23 protein-coding genes and 1 tRNA gene are annotated in these 21,828 nt (G+C 70.2%); 6 read left to right on the forward strand and 18 right to left on the reverse strand.

Annotated elements, in window-relative coordinates:
• The 3 genes from smpB to ftsE are packed head-to-tail and all read right to left on the reverse strand — an operon-like array spanning position 1 to position 2,475.
• On the reverse strand, positions 1-477 hold the full coding sequence (smpB, locus tag ACWGSM_RS11620) for an SsrA-binding protein SmpB (protein ID WP_313357028.1): 477 nt from the start codon (positions 475-477) through the stop codon (positions 1-3).
• A gap of 40 nt (positions 478-517) precedes the next feature.
• Positions 518-1,432: a permease-like cell division protein FtsX gene (gene ftsX / locus ACWGSM_RS11625; protein ID WP_452323076.1), complete on the reverse strand. Its 915-nt coding sequence runs from the start codon at positions 1,430-1,432 to the stop codon at positions 518-520.
• Positions 1,429-2,475, reverse strand: a complete 1,047-nt coding sequence (gene ftsE, locus ACWGSM_RS11630) for a cell division ATP-binding protein FtsE (RefSeq protein WP_452323077.1) — start codon at positions 2,473-2,475, stop codon at positions 1,429-1,431. Before ftsE ends, ftsX begins: the two co-directional genes overlap by 4 nt.
• 160 nt (positions 2,476-2,635) lie before the next feature.
• Between ftsE and ACWGSM_RS11635 the strand changes: the two genes are divergently transcribed.
• Positions 2,636-3,682 (forward strand): DUF2510 domain-containing protein, encoded by a 1,047-nt coding sequence (locus tag ACWGSM_RS11635; RefSeq protein ID WP_452323078.1) that lies wholly within the window; start codon positions 2,636-2,638, stop codon positions 3,680-3,682.
• Positions 3,683-3,762: 80 nt separating this feature from the next.
• Here the strand turns inward: ACWGSM_RS11635 and prfB are convergent, their stop codons facing one another.
• Entirely contained in the window at positions 3,763-4,872 is a 1,110-nt protein-coding gene (gene prfB / locus ACWGSM_RS11640) for a peptide chain release factor 2 (RefSeq protein WP_452323079.1), read from the reverse strand.
• A 134-nt stretch (positions 4,873-5,006) separates the two neighbouring features.
• Between prfB and ACWGSM_RS11645 the strand changes: the two genes are divergently transcribed.
• Positions 5,007-6,230, forward strand: a complete 1,224-nt coding sequence (locus ACWGSM_RS11645; protein ID WP_452323119.1) for an MFS transporter — start codon at positions 5,007-5,009, stop codon at positions 6,228-6,230.
• Between the two features lie 8 nt (positions 6,231-6,238).
• Here the strand turns inward: ACWGSM_RS11645 and ACWGSM_RS11650 are convergent, their stop codons facing one another.
• The 7 genes from ACWGSM_RS11650 to ACWGSM_RS11680 are packed head-to-tail and all read right to left on the reverse strand — an operon-like array spanning position 6,239 to position 10,675.
• A complete protein-coding gene (locus ACWGSM_RS11650) occupies positions 6,239-6,673 on the reverse strand; it encodes a pilus assembly protein TadG-related protein (protein ID WP_452323080.1) in 435 nt (144 codons plus the stop codon).
• Positions 6,670-7,143: a TadE family protein gene (locus tag ACWGSM_RS11655; RefSeq protein WP_452323081.1), complete on the reverse strand. Its 474-nt coding sequence runs from the start codon at positions 7,141-7,143 to the stop codon at positions 6,670-6,672. Before ACWGSM_RS11655 ends, ACWGSM_RS11650 begins: the two co-directional genes overlap by 4 nt.
• The gene (locus tag ACWGSM_RS11660; RefSeq protein ID WP_452323082.1) at positions 7,112-7,513 is read right to left on the reverse strand and encodes a TadE/TadG family type IV pilus assembly protein; all 402 of its coding nucleotides are present in this window, start codon (positions 7,511-7,513) and stop codon (positions 7,112-7,114) included. The genes ACWGSM_RS11655 and ACWGSM_RS11660 overlap by 32 nt, the downstream gene beginning before the upstream one ends.
• A gap of 11 nt (positions 7,514-7,524) precedes the next feature.
• Positions 7,525-7,710 (reverse strand): hypothetical protein, encoded by a 186-nt coding sequence (locus ACWGSM_RS11665; RefSeq protein WP_452323083.1) that lies wholly within the window; start codon positions 7,708-7,710, stop codon positions 7,525-7,527.
• A 30-nt stretch (positions 7,711-7,740) separates the two neighbouring features.
• Positions 7,741-8,679: a type II secretion system F family protein gene (locus ACWGSM_RS11670; RefSeq protein ID WP_452323084.1), complete on the reverse strand. Its 939-nt coding sequence runs from the start codon at positions 8,677-8,679 to the stop codon at positions 7,741-7,743.
• The gene (locus ACWGSM_RS11675) at positions 8,676-9,536 is read right to left on the reverse strand and encodes a type II secretion system F family protein (RefSeq protein WP_452323085.1); all 861 of its coding nucleotides are present in this window, start codon (positions 9,534-9,536) and stop codon (positions 8,676-8,678) included. The genes ACWGSM_RS11670 and ACWGSM_RS11675 overlap by 4 nt, the downstream gene beginning before the upstream one ends.
• Positions 9,533-10,675, reverse strand: coding sequence for a CpaF family protein (locus ACWGSM_RS11680; RefSeq protein WP_452323086.1), 1,143 nt, complete (start codon positions 10,673-10,675; stop codon positions 9,533-9,535). The genes ACWGSM_RS11675 and ACWGSM_RS11680 overlap by 4 nt, the downstream gene beginning before the upstream one ends.
• 120 nt (positions 10,676-10,795) lie before the next feature.
• Here ACWGSM_RS11680 and ACWGSM_RS11685 point away from each other — a divergent pair.
• Both ACWGSM_RS11685 and ACWGSM_RS11690 read left to right on the forward strand, forming a co-directional pair.
• Positions 10,796-10,877: transfer RNA gene (locus ACWGSM_RS11685), tRNA-Leu, on the forward strand.
• Positions 10,878-10,935: 58 nt separating this feature from the next.
• On the forward strand, positions 10,936-11,700 hold the full coding sequence (locus ACWGSM_RS11690) for a DedA family protein (RefSeq protein ID WP_452323087.1): 765 nt from the start codon (positions 10,936-10,938) through the stop codon (positions 11,698-11,700).
• A 13-nt stretch (positions 11,701-11,713) separates the two neighbouring features.
• Here the strand turns inward: ACWGSM_RS11690 and ku are convergent, their stop codons facing one another.
• On the reverse strand, positions 11,714-12,637 hold the full coding sequence (gene ku / locus ACWGSM_RS11695; protein ID WP_452323088.1) for a non-homologous end joining protein Ku: 924 nt from the start codon (positions 12,635-12,637) through the stop codon (positions 11,714-11,716).
• A 67-nt stretch (positions 12,638-12,704) separates the two neighbouring features.
• On the opposite strand from ku, the gene ACWGSM_RS11700 reads away from it, so the two are divergent.
• Positions 12,705-15,221: an ATP-dependent DNA ligase gene (locus tag ACWGSM_RS11700; RefSeq protein WP_452323089.1), complete on the forward strand. Its 2,517-nt coding sequence runs from the start codon at positions 12,705-12,707 to the stop codon at positions 15,219-15,221.
• A 6-nt stretch (positions 15,222-15,227) separates the two neighbouring features.
• On the opposite strand, the gene ACWGSM_RS11705 is transcribed toward ACWGSM_RS11700, so the two are convergent.
• The 5 genes from ACWGSM_RS11705 to ACWGSM_RS11725 all read right to left on the reverse strand — a co-directional run bounded on the left by ACWGSM_RS11705 (position 15,228) and on the right by ACWGSM_RS11725 (position 20,084).
• Positions 15,228-16,148: a cation diffusion facilitator family transporter gene (locus ACWGSM_RS11705; RefSeq protein WP_452323090.1), complete on the reverse strand. Its 921-nt coding sequence runs from the start codon at positions 16,146-16,148 to the stop codon at positions 15,228-15,230.
• A gap of 90 nt (positions 16,149-16,238) precedes the next feature.
• Positions 16,239-16,829: an RdgB/HAM1 family non-canonical purine NTP pyrophosphatase gene (gene rdgB / locus ACWGSM_RS11710; protein WP_452323091.1), complete on the reverse strand. Its 591-nt coding sequence runs from the start codon at positions 16,827-16,829 to the stop codon at positions 16,239-16,241.
• Positions 16,826-17,644: a ribonuclease PH gene (gene rph, locus ACWGSM_RS11715; protein ID WP_452323092.1), complete on the reverse strand. Its 819-nt coding sequence runs from the start codon at positions 17,642-17,644 to the stop codon at positions 16,826-16,828. Before rph ends, rdgB begins: the two co-directional genes overlap by 4 nt.
• A gap of 84 nt (positions 17,645-17,728) precedes the next feature.
• On the reverse strand, positions 17,729-18,598 hold the full coding sequence (gene murI / locus ACWGSM_RS11720) for a glutamate racemase (RefSeq protein ID WP_452323093.1): 870 nt from the start codon (positions 18,596-18,598) through the stop codon (positions 17,729-17,731).
• Positions 18,599-18,623: 25 nt separating this feature from the next.
• Positions 18,624-20,084 carry a glycoside hydrolase family 3 protein gene (locus ACWGSM_RS11725; RefSeq protein ID WP_452323094.1) on the reverse strand — a complete coding sequence of 487 codons (1,461 nt, stop codon included), beginning with the start codon at positions 20,082-20,084 and terminating at the stop codon, positions 18,624-18,626.
• 83 nt (positions 20,085-20,167) lie between these two features.
• Between ACWGSM_RS11725 and ACWGSM_RS11730 the strand changes: the two genes are divergently transcribed.
• The gene (locus ACWGSM_RS11730; protein WP_452323095.1) at positions 20,168-21,487 is read left to right on the forward strand and encodes a nicotinate phosphoribosyltransferase; all 1,320 of its coding nucleotides are present in this window, start codon (positions 20,168-20,170) and stop codon (positions 21,485-21,487) included.
• Between the two features lie 73 nt (positions 21,488-21,560).
• Here ACWGSM_RS11730 and ACWGSM_RS11735 read toward each other — a convergent pair whose 3' ends face one another.
• Positions 21,561-21,827: a DUF3039 domain-containing protein gene (locus tag ACWGSM_RS11735; protein ID WP_071640714.1), complete on the reverse strand. Its 267-nt coding sequence runs from the start codon at positions 21,825-21,827 to the stop codon at positions 21,561-21,563.
• Between the last annotated feature and the right edge of the window lies 1 nt (position 21,828).

Genomic DNA, 21,828 nt, shown 5'->3' on the forward strand with positions numbered 1-21,828 from the left:
CTACTCCCCCACGCGGTTGCGCAGACGCATGGCGCGCGCGGCCTCGCGGGTGTCCTGGCGCTCGCGCAGGGTCTGCCGCTTGTCGTACTCCTTCTTGCCCTTCGCCAGCGCGATCTCGACCTTGGCGCGGCCGTCCGAGAAGTACAGCTTCAGCGGGATGAGGGTGTAGCCGCCGGCGGAGACGGCGTGCTCGAGCTTGCGGATCTCGTCCTTGTGCAGCAGCAGCTTGCGGATGCGCTTGGCGGAGTGGTTGGTCCAGTGCCCCTGGGAGTACTCGGGGATGTGCACGGCGTCGAGGTACGCCTCGCCGCCCTTCACGTACGCGTAGCCGTCGCTGAGGTTCGCGCGCCCCTGGCGCAGCGACTTGACCTCGGTGCCGGTGAGCACGAGGCCCGCCTCGTACGACTTCTCGAGGTTGTAGTCGTGACGCGCGCGACGGTTGGTCGCGATGACCTTCTCCCCGCGTTCCCTGGGCATGTTCTTCTCCTGACGATGGACAGCCCCTCAGCCTACCGGGTCAGGTGCGCAGCCAGCGCCGGATCGCGAAGCCGGCAGACAGGGCCGCCAGCACGACGCCGATGCCGATCAGCACGGGCACGACGAACACGGCATCCTGCATGTCGACCAGGGGACGCATGAACGGGACCCGCTCGGCGAGATATCCTTCGACGCCGAACTTCACCCCGGCCAGCACGGCCGTGCTGGCGAACACCGATCCGAGGAACGCGGCGAACACGCCCTCGAGCACGAACGGCGTCTGGATCGAGCGGTTCGACGCGCCCACCAGACGCATGATGCCGATCTCCTTGCGGCGCGCATACGCCGACAGCCGGATGGTCGTGGCGATCAGCAGCACGGCCGCGATGAGCATGAGAGCCGCGACGCCGACGGCGATGTACGTCGCCACGGTGAGCGCCGAGAAGAGCGGATCGAGCAGACGGCGCTGATCCTGCACCTCGTCGACGCCGGCGACTCCCGAGAACGCCTCGGTGAGCACGCGCGACTGCTGCGGATCCTTCATGGTGACGCGGAATGCGACACCCATGTTCTCGACGCCGAACGCGTTCGCCTGCTCCTCGCCGAAGCGCTCGATCCAGTTCTGGTAGGTCGTCTCCTTGTCGTCGAAGGCGACCTCGCTGATCAGCGGCTTGAGCGCGGGACCGGCGAGGTCGTCCTTGACGGTCGTGATCTGCTCTTCGGTCGCCTCGTCTGACGTGCAGTTCTGCGACGTCGACAGCGGCGAGCACATGTAGATCGTGACCTCGGCCTTCTCGCCCCAGTAGCCGCGCATCGTCTGGATCTGCGTCTGCATGAGGATGGCCGCGCCGACGAACGTCAGCGAGACGAAGGTGACGAGCACCACCGAGATGACCATGGAGATGTTGCGGCGGAGGCCGATCAGCGCCTCGCCGACGATGAGTCCGAAGTTCATGAGGTCGGGCCCACTTCCTCGTCGTCGTCACGCGAGAGGCCGAGCCGGTCGGCCATGCCGAGCTCGGCGACCTCCACCTCCGGGATCACGATCGGGGTGGTTCGCGGAGCGGCGACCTCCGCCTGCTCCTCGGGCGGTGTGGCGACCGCGGGCGGGCGCTGCGCGCCCTGTGCGGTCGGCTGCACGGCATCCGGGTCCGACGTCGTGCGGGAGGCCGGATGCGGGGCTGCCGACTGCTCGACGGGCGGCGTCGAGACGACGCCGGTGATCGTCTCGCGCTGGATCTCCTGCACCGCGGTGAGCGCCGCGGCCACGGCGGCGCCGGGCACCGCCTCCGGCATGAGCCGCGGGATGCTGGAGGTGTCGCCGTAGCCGCCGCCGACCTCGTCGCGCACCATCTCGCCGCCCTTGAGCTCGATCACGCGGCGCTGCATCTGGTCGACGAACGCCGCCTCGTGCGTGGCCATCACGACCGTCGTGCCTCCCGCGTTGATGCGGGTGAGCAGCTGCATGATGCCAACCGACGTCGCAGGGTCGAGGTTTCCGGTGGGCTCGTCGGCGAGCAGCACCTTGGGCCGGTTGACGATGGCGCGCGCGATCGCGACGCGCTGCTGTTCGCCGCCCGAGAGCTCGTGCGGCATCCGCTTGGCCTTGCCGTCGAGGCCGACGAGCGCGAGGGCCTCGGGCACCGCCTGCTGGATGAATCCGCGCGACGAGCCGATGACCTGCAGCGAGAAGGCGACGTTCTGCGCGACGGTCTTCGACGGCAGCAGACGGAAGTCCTGGAAGACCGAGCCGATGTGCCGGCGGAAGTACGGCACCTTGCGGTTGGCGAGTGAGCGGAGGTCGCGGCCGAGCACGGCGACGCGGCCGGTGGTGGGGACATCCTCACGGAGGACCAGCCGCAGGCACGTCGACTTGCCGGAGCCCGAAGCTCCGACCAGGAAGACGAACTCCCCTGCTTCGACGTTGAAGTCGACCTCTGACAGTGCGGGGCGTTTCGTGCCGCGATAGCGCTTAGTGACGTTCTCGAACCGGATCATGGCCATTCGAGCCTAGGCGCGGACCGAGCCGGGGCAGCCAGCGACACTCCCCCGAGGCGTTCCCGTCGACCGCGACTGGTATACACGTAGAGGCGCGCATGCGCCACGAGGGCAGGCCGCGGCTCGAGCCGACGGCGCAGACGGAGACGAGGAGAAGGCCATGAGCGTTCCCGCAGGATGGTACGACGACGGATCGGGACGCCAGCGCTGGTGGGACGGCGAGCAGTGGACCGAGCACTACGCACCCGAGAGCGCTGCCGCTGAGCCCGCGGAGCCGACCGCGGACGCGGAAGCGGTGCCGGATGCCGGGGCATCCGCCGATCCGTACGGCGAGTACACCCCGCCGGTCGCGCCCGGTGCCGGGGACACCGCCGAGCCGACCGAGGTCTACCCGGCTGTCACGCCGGACGGCTATCCGCAGAGCGGCTACGGCGAGGCGCCCTACGGACAGGCCGCGTACGGAGAGCCCGACTACGGCCAGCAGGGCTACCCAGGCACCGCGAACGTCGACCCGCAGAACCCGTACGGTGCGCCCGCACCCTACGGCGGCGCCCCGGCATACGCCGGCGCCTACCCGGCATCCGATGCCGGACCGCGCAAGACCCCGGTGCTCGGATACGTCGGGCTCGGGCTCGCCGTCGTGGGCGGCATCATCGCGTGCATCCCGAACTTCGTCACGTTCGGCATCGGCTCGTTCCTGCTCTTCGCCGCGTTCGTCGTGTCGATCATCGCGCTGTTCATCAAGAACACCGCGAAGTGGCCCGGCATCGTCGGTCTGATCCTGTCGATCGTGATGGGCATCGTCGCCACGATCGTGCTCAGCATCACCCTGTTCGCGACCATCGCCGACAGCTCATGGGAGTCGTCCCCCGACCCGTACGCCTCGGAGGAGCCCTACGCCTCGGAGTCGCCGTACGCCGACGAGTCGGCCGCGCCCGAGGAGTCGGCCGCGCCCGACGCGACCGGCGAGCGTCCCACCGCCGACGAGGTCGCGCTGGGACTCGAGCAGATCATGCTCCAGCAGCAGGACATGGAGTACCCCGAGGGCATGCTGCTGTGCCTCGGCGAGGAGCTCGTCGCATCGGACATGAGCGACGCCTCGCTGCAGCAGATCGCCGACGGCGACCTGGCGCTGACCGACCCCGATGACGCGATGGAGTTCGGCTCGACCCTCACCGACGCGGCCTCGACGTGCGCGATGCAGTGACCCGGCGCCCCTCGACATCGGCGTAGACGAAGAACGGCCCCGAGCTCGAGCTCGGGGCCGTTCTTCGTGGTCGGTGAGGATCAGTCCTCGTCCTTGCGCTTGCGCCAGCGGATGCCCGCCGAGATGAAGTCGTCGAGGTCGCCGTCGAAGACGCTCGCGGGGTTGCCCGACTCGTGTCCGGTGCGCAGGTCCTTGACCAGCTGCTGGCCGTAGAGGAAGTACGAGCGCATCTGGTCGCCCCAGCTGGCCGTGATCGTGCCGGCGAGCTCTTTCTTCTTCGCCGCCTCCTGCTCCTTCTGCAGCAGCAGCAGACGGGTCTGCAGCAGCCGCATCGCCGCGGCACGGTTCTGGATCTGCGACTTCTCGTTCTGCATCGAGATGACGATCCCGGTGGGCAGGTGGGTGAGGCGCACCGCGGAGTCGGTGGTGTTCACCGACTGTCCGCCCGGGCCCGACGAGCGGAACACGTCGACGCGGATGTCGTTCTCCGGGATCTCGACCTCGGTGGCCTCTTCCATCAGCGGGATGACCTCGACCGCGGCGAACGAGGTCTGGCGCTTGTCGGCCGAGCCGAACGGGCTGATCCGGGCGAGGCGGTGGGTGCCGGCCTCGACCGACAGCGTGCCGAACGCGTAGGGTGCGGTGATCTCGAAGGTGGCCGACTTGATGCCGGCACCCTCGGCGTACGAGGTGTCCATCACCTTCACCGGATAGCCGTGATGCTCTGCCCAGCGCAGGTACATGCGCATGAGCATCTCGGCGAAGTCGGTGGCGTCGTCGCCGCCGGCGCCCGAGCGGATCGTGATGATCGCGTTGCGGTCGTCGTACTCGCCGTCGAGCAGCGTCTGCACCTCGAGCTGGTTGATGGTCTGCGTGAGCGACTCGAGTTCGGCGCGCGCCTCGGCGGCCGAGTCCTCGTCCTGCATCTCGTTCGCCAGCTCGATGAGCACGTCGAGATCGTCGAGGCGGCGCTCGACCTCGGTGACGCGCTTGAGGTCGGCCTGCTTGTGGCTGAGCGCGCTGGTCACCTTCTGCGCCTGCTCAGGGTCGTCCCAGAGGTCGGGGGCGCCCGCTTCCTCGCTGAGTCGCGCGATGTCCTCGCGCAGGGCGGTGACGTCGACGACCTCGCGGATGTCGCCGAAGGTGTGTCGCAGGGCCTGTATGTCGGCGGAGAGATCGAGTTCGAACATGGCAGTCCACCCTATCGCGCCAGGTGCCGGTCTCCCTGACCGCGGTATGTCCCTGCGTCGGTCGACGTGCGGGCGCGGCTAGCGTGAACGTCGTGACTGACAGTGCCGCGAGTGTCCTGAGGCGGTTCGGACCGATGGTCTACGCACCGACCGTGCTCTTCTCGCTGGGCGAGGGCGCGGTCATCCCCCTCATCCCCGTGATCGCCACCCGGCTCGGCGCCGACGTGTCGCTCGCCGCGCTGGTGGCCGCCGCGCTGGTGATCGGGCAGCTGTGCGGAAACCTGCCCGCCGGTGCGCTGGTCGCAAAGCTCGGCGAACGGTTCACGATGGTCGTCGCCGGCACGCTGTCGATCGCGGCCGGTGCCGGGATGCTGCTCGCCGAGGACCTCACGCTGTTCGCCGCCTCGGTGTTCGTTCTCGGCTTCTGCGCGGCGGCATTCGGGCTCGCCAGGCACGCGTTCATGACGACGCGCGTGCCGCCCCGGTTCCGCGCCCGGGCACTGTCGCTGCTGGGCGGCAGCTTCCGCTTCGGCGTCTTCATCGGGCCCTTCGTCGCGGCCGCGCTGATCGGGCTGACCGGGTCGGAGCAGTCCACGATCTGGGCGCTGATCGCGTGCTGCGCGGCGATCGTTCCGCTCGTGCTGTTCGGGCCCGACCCCGAGAAGTCCAGTCCGGTGCTGCTCAAGCCCACCGGTGCCGCCGTCGCCGAAGACACCGGCGAGGTCGTGACCGGGTCGATCCCGACCCGCGACCGGTACGGCGTGTTCGAGACGATCTCGTACTACCGCGGCGTGCTGATGCGCCTGGGCCTGTCGGCCGCCGCGCTGTCGGCGGTGCGCTCAGCCCGTCAGGTGATCGTGCCGCTGTGGGGCGTATCTCTCGGCCTCGACGCCAGCACGATCGCGATCGTGGTGGGCGTCTCGGGTGCCATCGACTTCGCGCTGTTCTATGCGAGCGGCCAGGTGATGGACCGCTTCGGGCGCATCTGGGCGGCGCTGCCCGCCATGCTGCTCATGGGCGCAGGCCTCATCGCCCTCTCCGTCACGCACGACCTCGATCGAGCGACGATGTGGTTCGTGCTGATGGCCGCCGTGCTCGGCCTCGGAAACGGCCTCTCCAGCGGCATCCTGCTCACCTACGGCGCCGACCTCGCCCCCGAGCGGGATCCGGCGACCTTCCTGGGCGCGTGGCGGACGCTGACGGATGCCGGCGGTGCGGCCGCCCCGGTCGTGGTCGCGTCGATCGTCGCGCTCGCCTCGCTCCCCCTCGCGACCGGCGTGATGGGCGGCGTGGCACTGCTGGGGGCGACGGGCTTCGCCGTGTGGACGCCGAAGTTCCTGCCGCGGCACGAGCGTTGACGGCACCGTCAGCGCAACGCGGTGCGACTGGTCGCGGTCGCCTCGAGCGGGACGCCGTCGGGCACGAAGGGCGAGAAGAGCGGCGGATGCCAGGCCGCGGCGACCGTGACGCGCGCGGACACCCCGTCGGGCGTTCCCGCCGAGACGAGCTCGGAGTCGCCGTCGACGGCGCTGATCACGGCCGCCGCCTGCTCGCGCACGCCGTCGTCGGTGAGCTGGGCCCGTACCCCGTCACCCTCGGCCCGCAGGGTGAACCCGTCTGATCCGGCGAGCGCCGCAGCGTCGGCGAGCGAGTCGAGGCGCTTCTGCGCGATGTACAGGTCGGTGGCGCACACGCACACGAAGATCACCGCGATGGCGAGCAGCACGTAGCCGAGCACCAGCGGCAGCACGCTGCCGTCGTCATCGGCGAGCGCGGCGCGAAGCCGGGTGCGCAGGCTCATCCGCTGCCCCACAGCCTCGAGATCTTCTGTGCCGCCTGCGCCTCGACGGGAATGGCGGCCAGCTCATCGAGTCCGAAGATCGGCGGCATGAGTGGCAGCGTCACCTCGGAGCGCACCGTGACGATCACCGTCGCCCCCGCACTCGGGCACGCGGCCGATGCCGGGCGGCAGGTGATCCCCACGTCGACCGCGCCCCCGTCCATCCCGTACTCGCGGATCACCCCCGCGAGCACGGCATCGCCTCGTTCGGCGGCGGCCTCGGCATCCGGCGCCTGACCGATCACCCGCGCGGTGTGGCGCGCGGCGGCCTCGGCGCCGAGCGTCTGCTCCTGCACGGCGCCCAGCACGAGCACCAGGTACACGAGTGGGACGAGCAGCAGCACTCCGGCGACGATGAACTCCAGCGCAGCGGAGCCGGACTCGTCGTCGAGCAGCGACTCAGTCGTCTCCGAACGATTCGACGGGCGCACGAGCCTCCACCTCCAATCCGAACGGGACCCCGAGCAGGCCGAGCACGGGCAGCGTGGTGCGCACCCGCACGAGCACACTGGGATGGCCCAGGCTCGTGTCCTCCCCGATCGCGACGTCGCCGGCGTACTCCGACCCGACGGCCCGGGTGATCACGGCCTCCGCGCGCGCGGCACCCTCGCCGAGCGTCGTGTCGGCGAGCGCCGCGTGATGTGCGCCTTCGACGGCCGCGTCGTGCACGACGTTACGCACGTACATCGCGAGCGCGATCTGCAGCACGGCGAGGGTGAGCGCCGTCAGCAGCGCACCGACGAGCACGAACTCGACGGGACTCGAACCCCGCTCATCGGCGAGCAGCGAGCGCGCACGCATCTCAAGCGCGATCAGATGCCCGAGACGCGCGAGATCGCCTGCTCGAACAGGTCGACCAGCGCGGGGCCGGCGACCGCCCAGATGACCACGACGAGCGCCGCGGTCATCAGCGTGACCAGCACCCAGCCCGGCACGTCGCCCCGGTCATCCTCCGCCAGATCGCGGCCGGCCGCGAACCAGTTCTGCAGTGTCTTCATGTCTCTTCCCTCCGGATCGTCGATCTCGTCTCAGCCGAGCCCCAGTCGCAGGATGAACAGGCCCGGATACACCGCGAAGAGCACGCTCAGCGGCAGGATCAGGAACACGAGCGGCAGCAGCATGAGGATCTCCTTCTGCCCTGCCTGCTCGATGAGCACGCGCTTCGCCTCGTCGCGCGCATCGGCGGCCTGCGAATGCAGCACCGCGGCGAGCGGGGCACCGTGCTCGAGCGCGGCGATGATCTGGTCGGTCGCGCGCGAGAGGCCGGGCAGCTGCAGCCGCGTGGCGGTCTCGCCGAGCGCATCGGCCAGCGGCGAGCCGGTGTGCACCGCGAGCACGGTCTGGCGAAGCTCTCCGGTCAACTCTCCCGTGCCGATCGCCGACACGCGGCGCAGCGCGTCGAGCAGCGACTCGCCCGCCGAGAGGCACAGCGCGAGGAACTCGAGCGTGGTGGGCAGCTCGTCGGCGAGACGGGTCCGACGGGCGCGCGCTCGCGCCGTGAGCTGCATGTCGTACGTGATCGCGGCGCCGGCCGCGGCGATGACGGGCAGCAGCGCGGCCGGCGGACTCATGCGGCCCGAGACCGCGATGATCACCACGGCTACCGCGCCGACCAGAAGACCTGCCACTCCCCACGCGAGCTGACGCCCGCGGAAGGTCGCCGGTGTCTGGGCGGCGCCGGCCTGCGCGAGCCGCAGGCGCAACGTGCCGCCGCCGCCGAGCATCCGGTCGAGCATCTCGCGCAGCCTGTCCCAGAGCCGTCGGCCGTGCACAGGCATGATGCTGACCGCCGGGAGGGCGCCCGACGGCAGAACCTCATCGTCGACCACATCGCGCACGTAGGGCGCGATCCGCCGATCCAGCGAGGGCGCACCCCAGCGTGGAAGGGCCGAGAGCACACCGAGCAGGCCGAGCGCGAGCGACCCGCCCAGCAGCACGGCGATCGCCGCATCGGTCACGACCGTCATCCGAACCACCGCTCCGGCTCGGGCAGACGACCGATGCGCAGCATGATGCGGAAGGCCACCACCGACACGACCGCGCCGACGAGGATCACGATCACTCCCTCGGGGCTGCCGTACGCATCGCGTCCCTCCGGGCGCATCGCGAGCAGGCCCAGGATCACCCACGGGGCGACCGCTCCGAGCACGGCGGCCCCACGGATCCACGACTGCCGCGCCTCGACCTCTCCGCGCAGCGCGGCGTCGGCGCGGACCGACGACGACAGCGCACGCAGCACACCGGTCAGCTCGGTTCCGCCGACCTGGCGGGCCATGCGCAGGGTCTCGACGATGCGGTCGGCGATCGGATCGGCAAGGGTCGCCTTCAGCCGGTCGAGGCTCGACTCGAAGCGTCCGGTCGACTGCAGGTCGCGGGCGAAGACGGCGAACGCCGCGCGCACAGCGGGCGGGGCCGATTCGGCGAGGCTCGCCACCGCGTCCGGCAGCGAGAGCCCGACGCGGATCGCCGCGACCAGCAGATCGCAGACGTCGGGCCACATCTGCCGGCGTGCTTTGCGCAGCCGCAGCCGGCGGCCGCGCAGGAACATCACCGGCGCCGCGGCGCCCGCGAGCGCGGCGAGCCCGGCCAGCACCGGGATGCCCGTGAGCAGCCACGCGAGAGCGGCCGAGACCGCGGCGATCGCGACCATGACCGCGGTGATCGTCCGCGTCGGCGTGCGCGCGTACCCCGCCTCGTCGAGGAGCCGCCTCAGGCGGCTGCTGCGCGGTTCGCGAGCGGGTCGGTCCAGCTGCGGCGGCCAGAGCCACGGCGATGCGCACAGGAGCATGCCCGCACCGAGCAGCGCGCCGACGAGCAGAGTCATGTCGTGCCCTCCGCCCGGTAGACCGACGTGCTGACGATCCTGCCGTCGACGACCTCGCCCGTCGGGGAGATCACCTCGACGACGCGACGCGACCCGTCGGCCTCGCGACGACAGTGCACGACGAACGAGATCGACGACGCCAGGGCGGGCGCGATGAAGGCGCGGTCGATGTTGCGCCCGGCGAGCAGCGGCAGCAGCGCGAGCTTCTCGAGGGCCTCGGCTGCGGAGTTCGCGTGCACCGTCCCCGCACCGGGCACACCGGTGTTCAGCGCGAGCACGAGATCGAGCGCCTCGGCATCGCGGACCTCGCCGACGACGAGGCGATCGGGTCGCATGCGCAGCGCTTCCTTCACGAGCCGCCGCAGGGTGATCTCGCCGGTGCCCTCCAGGCTGGCCTGACGTCCCTGCAGCGCCACGACGTCGGGGCCGTCGACGGCGAGCTCGAACGTCTCCTCGACCGTGATGATGCGCTGGTCGGCCGCGCAGGCGGCCAGCAGAGCACCGAGCAGCGTGGTCTTGCCCGCGTGCGTGGCACCCGAGACGATGATGCTGCGGCCGTCGCGCAGCCCGGCGAGCAGCAGGTCGGCGACCTGCTGCGGCACCGAGCCCTGCGCGATCAGCGCGTCGAGGGTGCGATGCCGGGTGAGGAACTTGCGGATGTTCACCGCCCACGATCCGCGCACCACATCGGCGATCGCGACGTGCAGCCGCGATCCGTCGGGCAGCGAGGCGTCGACGAACGGCTGGCTCACATCGACCCGCCGGCCCGTGGTCTGCAGCATCCGCTCGACGAGATCGCGGATCAGGGCATCCGTCAGCTGCAGGTCGACGCGATGGGTGGCCCCGCCCTTCGCGACGAAGACGCGGTCGGGGCCGTTCAGCCAGATCTCCTCGATCTCAGGGTCATCGAGAAGCGGCTGCAGGGCGCCGAAACCCGAAACGGATGCCAGCACGTCACGCACGAGAGCCGCTTCGTCATCGACCATCGTCTCCCCGCGCTGCAGGGCGAGGTCGTTGTGCCGCCGCACCTCGACCTGGGCGATGCGTCGCGCCTCGTCGGGCTGCGCCGCCGGGTCGGTGTTCTCCAGGCGCAGACGCCGACGCACTCTCTCGGCGACGGCGGCGGACGGATGACTCACGCCCGGCATCCTGACAGAGATCGCTCATCCGGCGCGGAAGTTATCCACAGCACCGGTTGCCGCTGCTGTCGGCAGATCTACGGAAAACCCGACCGACCCGATCGCTAGACTCGAGACCGCGCGGAAGTGGTGGAATCGGTAGACACGCAGGATTTAGGTTCCTGTGCCCCCGGGCGTGTGGGTTCAAGTCCCATCTTCCGCACAGCATCCCCCAAGCACTCCGCCGATATCGAACGACGGGAACACTCTTGCTCCACACCATGCTCCAGGCTCCGACGTCGCTGATCCCGTGGCTCGACCCCGCGAACATCATCGAGGGCGCCGGTGCCTGGGCGCTCGCGGTGGTCTGCTTCATCGTGTTCGCCGAGACCGGTCTGCTCGTGGGCTTCCTGCTGCCCGGTGACACGCTGCTCGTGATCTCGGGACTGCTCACGCACACCAGCGACATCTTCGGTGTGAACATCTGGGCGGTGTCGCTGCTGATCGCCCTCGCCGCGTTCGTCGGCGGTGAGGTCGGCTACCTGATCGGCCACAAGGGCGGTCCCGCCGTGTTCGAGCGCAAGGAATCCGGTCTGTTCAGCGTGAAGAACGTCGAGCGCACCAACGCGTTCTTCGAGCGCTTCGGCGGCCTCACCATCGTGCTCGCCCGGTTCGTGCCGATCGTGCGCACCTTCGCCCCGGTCGCCGCCGGCGTGGGTCACATGCCGTGGAAGCGGTACTCGCTGTTCAACCTGATCGGCGCGCTGCTGTGGGGGTTCGGCCTGACGATGTTCGGCTACGTGATCGCCTACATCCCGTGGATCCGCGACCTCGTCGTGGACTACATCGACGTCATCCTGCTGCTCGCCGTCGGCGGCACCGCGATCGTGACCCTCTGGCACTACCTCGTCGAGCGGCACAAGGCCAAGAAGGCCGCCGCTGCCGGCGAGGACGTCGACACCGACGCGGCCGAGGCGAACGCCCTTCGGCTCGATCCCGAGGTGTTCGACCGCGCACCCGACCTCGACGGCGACGGCACGCACTGACGCTCCGGTGGGCTCAGCCCGCCTTCTTCTTGGACGCAGCCCTCTTCGGCGCGGACTTCCTCGGCGCCGCGTTCTTCCGCGTCGGCGCCGGCTTGTCGTCGGCGTCGACAACGTCGCCATCCTTCGCCGCCGTCTTGCCGCCCTTCCTGGCCGCCTTGGTGCGCTCGACGCTCGCGCGCAGCGCCTCCATGAGGTCGATGACCTCGCCGCCCTTCTCGGGCTTGCCCTCGTCGCCGAAGGTCTCCGTGACATCGAACCCCTCGCCCGCCTCGATCTTCGCCTCGATGAGGGTACGCAGCTCTTTCTGGTACTCGTCGACGTACTCTTCGGGGTCGAAGTCGCTCGAGTAGCTCTCGACGAGCGCGGCTGACATCTCGAGCTCCTTCTTGCTGATCCTCACGTCCTCATCGAGGGCGGGGAACGCGGCTTCGCGCACCTCGTCCGACCACAGCAGCGTCTGCAGCACGAGCACGTCGCCGCGCACACGCAGAGCCGCGAGCCGCGTCTTCTGCCGCAGGGTGAAGCGCACGATCGCGGTGCGGTCGGTCTGCTCGAGGGTCTTGCGCAGCAGCACGTACGCCTTCGGCGACTTCGAGTCGGGCTCCAGGTAGTACGCCTTGTCGAGGGTCAGCAGGTCGACCTGCTCGCTGGGCACGAATTCGACGACGTCGATCTCGCGGCTCCTCTCGGCCGGGAGGGAGGCCAGGTCGTCTTTGGTGAGCACGATCGTCTGCCCGTCATCGACGTAGGCGCGGTCGATGTCGGCATACTCGACCGGCTGACCGTCGATCTCGCAGACCCGTTGGTAGCGGATGCGTCCGCCGTCCACGTGATGCACCTGATGCAGCGGCACGTCGTGGTCCTCGGTCGCGGAGTACACCTTCACCGGGACGTTCACGAGACCGAACGTCAGGGCGCCCTTCCAGATGCTTCTCATGCCCCCAGTGAACACCAGGCCGTGCTCCTGCGGCGAGGGGCTTGCGGATGCCCAGTAACCTGACCCCATGGCATCCGGGGAGCAGGTCGTTCAGATCGACGGCCGTCGCCTGCGCATCACCAACCTCGACAAGGTCATCTACCCCGAGACGGGCACGACCAAGGGCGAGGTGATCGCGTACTACTCGCAGATCGCACCGCTCATGCTGCCGCACATGCGCGGCCGCCCCGTCACGCGCAAGCGGTGGGTCGACGGCGTCGGCACGGCCGACGCGCCCGGCGAGAGCTTCTTCACCAAGCAGCTCGAGCGCGGCGCCCCCGACTGGATCAGGCGGATGCCGATCGAGCACTCGGACGGGCCCAAGGAGTACCCGCTCGCCGACGATGTCGCCGCGCTGGTGTGGTTCGCGCAGATCGCCGCTCTCGAGCTGCACGTCCCCCAGTGGCGGTTCACGCACTCCGGGGGGCGCGGGATGCCGGACCGGCTCGTACTCGACCTCGACCCGGGCCCCGGTGTCGGGCTCGCCCAGTGCGCCGAGATCGCGCGGATCGCCCGCGGCATCCTGGGCGGGATGGGCTTGGAGCCGATGCCGGTCACGAGCGGCAGCAAGGGCATCCACCTCTACGCCCGCCTGCCGACCACCGACGACGGCACCGGGCTGCAGTCCAGCGACGACGTCTCGGCGGTGGCCAAGGAACTCGCGCGGCTGATCGAGGCCGACCATCCCGACCTCGCCACCCACGTCATGGCGAAGTCGCAACGCGGCGGCAAGGTGTTCATCGACTGGAGTCAGAACAGCGCCTCGAAGACGACCGTCGCGCCGTACTCGCTGCGCGGTCGCGCGCGCCCCTGGGTGGCGACTCCGCGCACCTGGGACGAGCTCGACGACCCGGATCTGCAGCACCTCGAACTGCATGAGGTCCTCGAGCGGATGGAGGCGGGCATCGATCCGCTCGCAGCCCTCGCGCCGGCCAGCACGGCGCTCACCTCGTACCTCGCGAAGCGCGATGCGAACAAGACGCCGGAGCCCATGCCACGGACGGCATATGCGAGCTCGGCCGACGCGCCGCGGTTCGTGATCCAGGAGCATCATGCCAGCCGGCTGCACTACGACCTTCGGATCGAGCGCGACGGCGTGCTCATCAGCTGGGCCGTGCCGAAGGGCGTGCCCGAGACCGCCGATCGCAACCACCTCGCCGTGATGACCGAGCCCCACCCGCTCGAGTACCTCACCTTCGAGGGCGAGATCCCGACCGGCGAGTACGGCGCCGGCTCCATGACGGTGTGGGACACCGGCACGGTCTCCCTGGAGAAGTGGCGCGACGACGAGGTGATCGGCACCTTCACCGGTCAGCCCGGCGGCCGGCTCGGTTCGGCACGGCTCGCGCTGATCCGCACCAACGGCGAGGGCGAGAAGTCGCAGTGGCTCCTGCACCGCATGAAGGATGCGGACTCGCATCCTGACTCCGGTCACCGCTCCGCTCGTGGGGCAGAGAAGCCATCTCGCCCTGAGAACCCGTCTCGCCCCGAGAACCCATCTCGCTCTGCGCAGGCATCTCACTCCGCGCAGAACGAGAGCGCCGAAGCCGCCCCGCTCCCGTCGTTCATTCCGCCGATGCTCTCCGAATCCGGCACGCCGGGCCTCGCCCGTTCGCTCAGCAGCCCGTCGTGGGCCGAGATCAAGTGGGACGGCATCCGCGCCGTCGGCACCTGGCAGCGCGGCGAAGACGGCACGGGCCGGTTCAGCCTGCGCGCGCGCAGCGGCACCGACATCACCGCACGCTATCCCGAGCTCACGGCCGACGGCGCCCCGCACCTGCCGGCCGCTGAGGCGGTGGTCGACGGCGAGATCGTCGCCTTCGACGGCGACGGCCGTCCGAGCTTCGCGCGCCTGCAGAACCGGATGCATCTCACCAAGGGCCGCGAGATCGAGCGGGAGGTCGTGCGAACGCCGATCGTCTACATGCTCTTCGATCTGCTGCGCCTCGACGGACACGACCTCACCGGCATGCCGCTTCGTCAACGGCGCGAGCTGCTCGAGCATCTCGCCGCCGACCTCGACGCACCGGTGCAGGTGCCGCCCGTCTTCGACGACCTCGAGGCGGCGCTCGATGCCAGCCGGGAGTTCGGCCTGGAGGGCGTCGTCGCCAAAGACCCGGAATCCCGGTACCGACCGGGGCGGCGGTCGGGATCCTGGCTGAAGCTCAAGCAGACGCACGCACAGGAGGTCGTGATCGTGGGCATCCGCCCCGGCCAGGGAAACCGCCGCAGCGGCATCGGCTCGCTGCTGCTCGCCGTCCCCTCACCGGAGTCGGAAGGCGGACTGCGCTACGTCGGCCGGGTGGGCACCGGATTCACCGACCGGATGCTGCGCGACCTGGCCGCGCAGCTCGAGCCGCTGCGCGTGAAGAAGGCCGCGCTGCAGGTTCCCTCCCCCGATGTCTCCGACGCGCTGTGGGTGCGGCCCGAGCTGGTCGGTGAGGTCGAGTTCGCGAACTGGTCGCCGGGTGGCATCCTGCGTCACTCCCGCTGGCGAGGGCTGCGACCGGACAAGTCCGCGGATGAGGTGCGTGTGGAGGGCTGACCGCGCTCAGGCGTGCGCGGCCTCGCACTCATCGTGATCGGCGGGTTCGAGCTGGAAGGTGGAGTGCTCGACGTCGAAGTGGTGTGCGAGGCAGCCCTGCAGATCCTGCAGCAGACGCGACGCCCCGCCGGACGCGAGCACGGCCGGATCCACTTTCACGTGCGCGGTGAACACGGGGGCTCCGCGGGTCAGCTGCCACACGTGCACGTCGTGCACGTCGACGACGCCCGAGTACACCATGAGATGTTCGCGGATCTCGCTGACCGCCATGCCCTGCGGCGCCGACTCGGCGAGCACCGAGAACACCTCGCGCAGCAGAGAGATCGCGCGCGGCAGGATGAGCACCGCGATCAGCAGCGACGCGATCGCGTCGGCGGGCATCCACCCGGTGGTCACGATCACGATGGCGGCGACGATCACCATCGCCGAACCGATCAGGTCGCCCATCACCTCGAGGTACGCACCGCGCACGTTGATGCTCGTCTTCTGCGCGCGGCTGAGCACCCACAGCGCGATGGCGTTGGCGACCATGCCGATGACCGCGACGGTGAGCATGAGCGGGCCCGCCACCTCTGTCTCGCCCGGCTCGAGCAGCCGCTGGATGCCCTGCACGGCGACCACGACCATCAGGATGATGAGGATGATGGCGTTGATCAGCGCACCGAACACCTCCGCGCGCTGGTAGCCGAACGTGCGCCGGTCATCGGCGGGCCGGGCCGCGACCGCGGTCGCGATCAGGGCGATCACGAGGGCCGACGAGTCGGTGAACATGTGCGCGGCGTCGGCGAGCAGCGCCAGCGAGCCCGACAGGATCGCGCCGATCACCTGCACCACCATGACGGTGGCGGTGAGCGTCAGCGAGATCGCCAGCAGGCGCCGGTGGCCGGCGTCGCGGATTCCCCCTGCAGCGGGTGCGTGGTCGTGCATGCTTCCAGGCTAGGCCGGGTCGTCACCACCCGAGGCGTGTTCCCGCTAGTCGGGAACGGTAACGCTTCTCAATTGCCGGAGACCGCGGCTCTACAGCGCGGCGAGCAGCGGGATCAGGGCCTGGAAGGCGCGGGCCCGGTGCGACTGCGCCTGTTTCTCGGCATCGGTGAACTCGCCGACCGAGCGCTCAGCCGCCGGGTCCTGCCCATCGGGGATGAAGATCGGGTCGTAGCCGAATCCGCCGTTTCCGGATGCCCGATGCGCCAGGCGCCCCGGCCAGATCCCCTCGACGGTGCGCTCGCCGTCGGCGGTGACCAGCGCGATGGTGGAGTGGAACTGCGCGCTGCGGTGCGGGTCGGCGACGTCGCGAAGCTGATCGAGCAGCAACTCGAGGTTCGCCGTGGCATCCTTCTTCTGCCCCGCCCAGTAGGCCGAGAACACGCCGGGAGATCCGCCGAGCACGTCGACGCAGATGCCGGAGTCGTCGGCGAGAGCCGGCAGCCCGGTGTGCGCGAACGCCGCGCGCGCTTTGATCAGCGCGTTCTCCGCGAAGGTCACGCCGTCCTCGACCGGCTCGGGCCCGTCGTAGCCGATCACCTCGAGCTCGGGACGGGTGCTGGCTGTGATCTGCTGGAACTCCGCGACCTTGTGCGCGTTGTGCGTGGCGAGGACGACCCTCACTGCGGGGTCCCTGCGCCGTCCGGGGTCCCTGAGCCGTCCTGGCCCCCTGAGCTCCTCTGGGCCCCTGAGCCTGCCGAGGGGCCCTCGCCCAGCGCCGCGAGCTGGTGCTGCTGCAGCGCCGCGCAGCCCGAGACGCCGAGGTCGAGCAGCGCGTCGAGCTCGCGCTTGTCGAAGGGCGCGCCCTCGGCGGTGCCCTGCACCTCGACGAACAGCCCACGGCCGGTGACGACGATGTTCATGTCGGTCTCGGCACGCACGTCCTCGACGTAGGCGAGGTCGAGCATCGGCTCGCCGTCGATGATGCCCACCGACACGGCTGCGACGGTGTCGAGCAGCGGCTTCGCGTTGCGGCCGATGAACCTCTTCTCGCGGCCCCACTCGATGGCGTCGGCGAGCGCGACGTACGCACCGGTGATCGCCGCGGTGCGGGTGCCGCCGTCGGCCTGCAGCACGTCGCAGTCGATGACGATCGTGTTCTCGCCCAGCGCCTTCGTGTCGACCACGGCGCGCAGTGCGCGCCCGATGAGCCGCGAGATCTCGTGGGTGCGGCCGCCGATGCGGCCCTTCACGCTCTCGCGGTCGTTGCGTGAGTTGGTGGCGCGGGGCAGCATCGCGTACTCGGCGGTCACCCATCCCTTGCCCTTGCCGGTCAGCCAGCGCGGCACGCCGTTGGTGAACGATGCGGTGCACAGCACCTTGGTGCCGCCGAAGCTGATCAGCGCCGAGCCCTCGGCGTGGGCCGACCAGCCGCGTTCGATCGTGATCTCGCGGAGCTGGTCGGTGCTGCGCCCGTCGGCGCGGACGATGTCGGTCATGGTGTCCTCTCGGAGCGGTACGGCTCAGTGATGCGGGCGGAGCTGTTCAGGAGTGAACGGTTCAGGGTGGTCGGGGCGACCGGTTCAGGGGCGGCCGACGCCGTCGCGACCGACCTCTTCGGCCTCGACGTCGAGCAGGTAGGGCAGGTCGATCACACCGGTCTGCACGAGCTGCACGTCGCGCACCTCGTGACCCATCAGGCGGTTCGCGAGGGCCGTGAAATCCTCCGCCGAGTCGCCGGTCGCCTCGTACACGTAGCTGGCGACGGCGCCCTGCGAGGCGAGCTGGCCGTGCCTCACGAGCTGACGGTAGACGTCGGCGGCGGTCTCGTCGTCGCTCGAGACGAGCGAGACGCCCTGGCCCATCACATAGCTGATCGCACCGCGCAGGAACGGGTAGTGCGTGCATCCGAGCACGAGGGTGTCGACCTGGGCATCCCGCAGCGGCGCGAGGTACTCCTCCGCCACGGCCAGCACCTCGGGTGAGCCGGTGATGCCCGCCTCGACGAACTCGACGAACCGCGGGCAGGCGGCGGTGAACACCTCGAGCCGCTCGTTCACCTCGAGCATGTCCTGGTACGCGCGCGACGCGATCGTGCCGACCGTGCCGATCACTCCGACGCGTCCGTTGCGCGTCGTCGAGACGGCGCGGCGCACGGCCGGGCCGATGACCTCGACGACGGGTACGTCGTATCGTTCGCGGGCGTCGCGCAGCACGGCGGCGGATGCCGTGTTACACGCGATCACGAGCATCTTCACGCCCTGCTCGACGAGCGTGTCGAGCACTTCGATGCTGTACCGCCTGACGTCTGCGATCGGCTTCGGCCCGTACGGCGAGTGCGCTGTGTCGCCGATGTACACGAGCGATTCCTGCGGCAGCTGCGCGCGGATCGCCCTGGCCACCGTGAGTCCCCCGACGCCGGAGTCGAAGATGCCGATGGGCGCGTCGTTCATGGTGCCCAAGCCTACTCGGCGCGACTCAGCGTCTCAGCATGGCGCGGCGGGCGGCTCGGGCGGCGAGCAGGCTCGCGGCCGGCGAGGAGATCAGAGCCCCTCCCCACTCGGCGGGCAGGCCGACGTTGACTGCGACGACGCCCGGTGCGGCAGAGCGGATGCCGTCGAGCGCCGCTCGCTGCGGGGAGCCGGGCTCGATGCTGTCGACGAGCACGACGCTCTGTCCGTCGCTCGCCCGGCGAGCGGCGTCGGCGACCTGCTCTCGGCCGGCGGAGGCCGCATCGAGGCGCACCGTCTCGCCGCCCGCGGCGAGCGCGAGGGCGACGTGCGACGCGGCGCTGTCGACCGCCAGGCTCGATGCTCGGCGCAGGTCGATCACGGTCGTGGGCACGTCGGTGAAGACGGGGAGCTCACCCTGCACGCGGACGGCGCGATCGGCGATGCCGTCAGCATCGAACGGCACCGCGCGTGCTGCCGAGCGCTGCCGCACGGCATCCGCCATCAGCGCCACGCGACGCGCGGCGTCCTCCACACGCTCGCGCGGAAGCTCGCCGCTTCGGATCGCCGCGACGATCGCGTCACGCGCCTCCCGGTAGTCGCGCTCGTCCTGGTCGGGCAGCATCGCGGCGCCGGGGTTGGTCGGATTGCCGATGCACAGCAGATCGGCCCCCGCGGCGAGCGCCCGCACGGCTCCCCCGCCGATGCCGACCCGCTCGCGGATCGCAGCCATGTCGAGGGCGTCGGTGATGATCACGCCGTCGAACCCGTCGCGACGCAGCCGGCCGAGCACCCCGGAATTGAGCGTGGCGGGCTGCTCGCCCCACTGCGGGGCGCTGATGTGCGCGGTCATGATCGAGCGCACCCCGGCTCGGATCGCCGCGGTGAACGGAGGGAGGTGCCGCTCGTCGATCTCGCGCTGCGAGAGGGTCAGCATCGGAAGGCCGTGGTGCGAGTCGGTGTGCGTGTCGCCGTGCCCCGGATAGTGCTTGGCGCACGCGGCGACACCCGCCCGCTGGATGCCGCGCACCGCGGCGGCCGTGTGCCGGGAGACGAGGTCGGTGCTCCCGCCGAAGGAACGCACGCCGATCACGGGGTTGCGCGGGTCGGTGTTCACATCCGCGACCGGACCGATGGCCACGTCGCATCCGACAGCGTCGACACGTCGACCGATCTCGTATCCGGTCGCCTCGGTGGCATCCACGTCGTCCACGGCCCCCAGCTGCGCCGCCCCCGGGACGCTCGATCCGGTCTCGGTCTCGAGGCGGGTGACGCTGCCGCCCTCCTCGTCGATGCCGATCAGCGCATGCGGCGCGCGGCGATGGATGTCGGCGCTCAGCGCGGCTGTGTCGCCGACGAGGTTCTGCGCGAAGTAGACCACTCCGGCCAGTCCCTCGTCGAGAGCCGTGCCGAGCCAGGCCGGCACCTGGGATCCGAGGAAGCCGGGCCACAGCACCCCGTTCACGAGGCGGTTCAGCTCGTCGCGCATGCCGGAGTCCTCCGTGGTCGGTCGGGGGCGGATCGGGTCCGCTGATCAGTATCCCGGATCCGGCGCCTGGATACACTGGCCGGATGAGCTCTGCGTTCCTCACCGACCGCTACGAACTGACCATGCTCGCGGCGTCGCTGCGGGACGGCACCGCATCACGGCCGAGCGTGTTCGAACTGTTCTCGCGCCGCCTCTCCGGCGGTCGCCGCTTCGGTGTCGTGGCCGGCACCGGGCGCCTGCTGACGCTGCTGCGCGATTTCCGCTTCGGCGACGACGAGCTGCGGTACCTGCGCGACAACGAAGTGGTGGATGCCGAGGCCATGGCATACCTCGAGAACTACCGCTTCACGGGCACGATCCGCGGCTACCGCGAGGGCGAGCTGTACTTCCCCGGCTCCCCCATCCTCACCGTCGAGGGCACGTTCGCCGACGCGGTCGTGCTCGAGACGCTCGCGCTGAGCGTGCTGAACCATGACTCCGCGGTCGCCACGGCGGCCTCGCGCATGAGCATCGCCGCCGGCGAGCGTCCGATCGCCGAGATGGGCTCGCGCCGCGCCGCCGAGCAGTCGGCGGTCGCGGCAGCCCGTGCCGCGTACATCGCAGGTTTCGCGTCGACGAGCAACCTGGAGGCCGGGCGGCAGTGGGGCATCCCGACGATGGGCACCGCGGCGCACTCCTGGACCCTGCTGCACGACTCGGAGGAGGACGCGTTCCGCTCGCAGATCGCCAGCCTGGGTACCGGCACCACGCTTCTCGTCGACACCTACGACATCCGGAAGGGCGTCGAGACGGCGATCCGCGTCGCGGGTACGGGCCTCGGCGGCGTGCGCCTCGACTCGGGCGACCTGCCGCTGGTCGCGGCGGCGGTGCGGCAGCAGCTCGATGAGCTCGGCGCGACCGAGACGAGGATCACCGTGACGAGCGACCTCGACGAATACGCGATCGCCGCTCTCGCGGCATCCCCCGTCGACTTCTACGGGGTCGGCACGTCCGTGGTCACCGGCTCGGGATATCCGACGGCGAGCATGGTCTACAAGCTCGTCGCCCGGCAGGACTCGTCAGGCGGCTGGGTCGCGGTGGCCAAGGCGTCCACCGACAAGGGCTCCAAGGGCGGACGCAAAGCCGCGTTCCGCGCCCTCTCCGACGGCGTCGCGGTCGCCGAGACCGTGTCGGTCGCCGACGGATTCGAGCAGGTCGACACGCCCGCAGAGCACCCTGACGCCCGCGCGCTGCAGGTGGTTCTCGTCGACGCCGGCGAGATCGATACGGTGCACGAGGGCGTGGCGGGAACGGCATCCGCTCGGGAGCATCATCTGCGGGTGCGCGAGGAGCTGCCGGTGCGGGCGCTGGCGCTCAGCAAGTCGGATCCCGCGATCCCGACACTATTCGTCGATGCGCTGTAGCGGCCGTCCGGTTCTGAGCGAGGAGCGCAGCGACGAGTCGAAGAATGTCGATGCGTCCTGACGCGACGTCGCGTCAGGAGACCATGCTCTCGTAGATCTCCTTGCAGGTCGGGCAGATCGGGAACTTCTCCGGGTCGCGACCCGGAGTCCACTTCTTGCCGCAGAGCGCGCGAACCGGCTTGCCGGTGATCGCCGATTCGAGGATCTTGTCCTTCTTGACGTAGTGCGAGAAGCGCTCGTGGTCCCCCGGCTCGAGATGCTCTTCCTGCAGCAGCTCTTCGAGTTCGCGATCGAGCGTTGCCACGCCACCCTGATCGGGGCTGTCCAGCGGAGTACTCATG

The organism is Microbacterium sp. NPDC055521 (assembly GCF_053619695.1).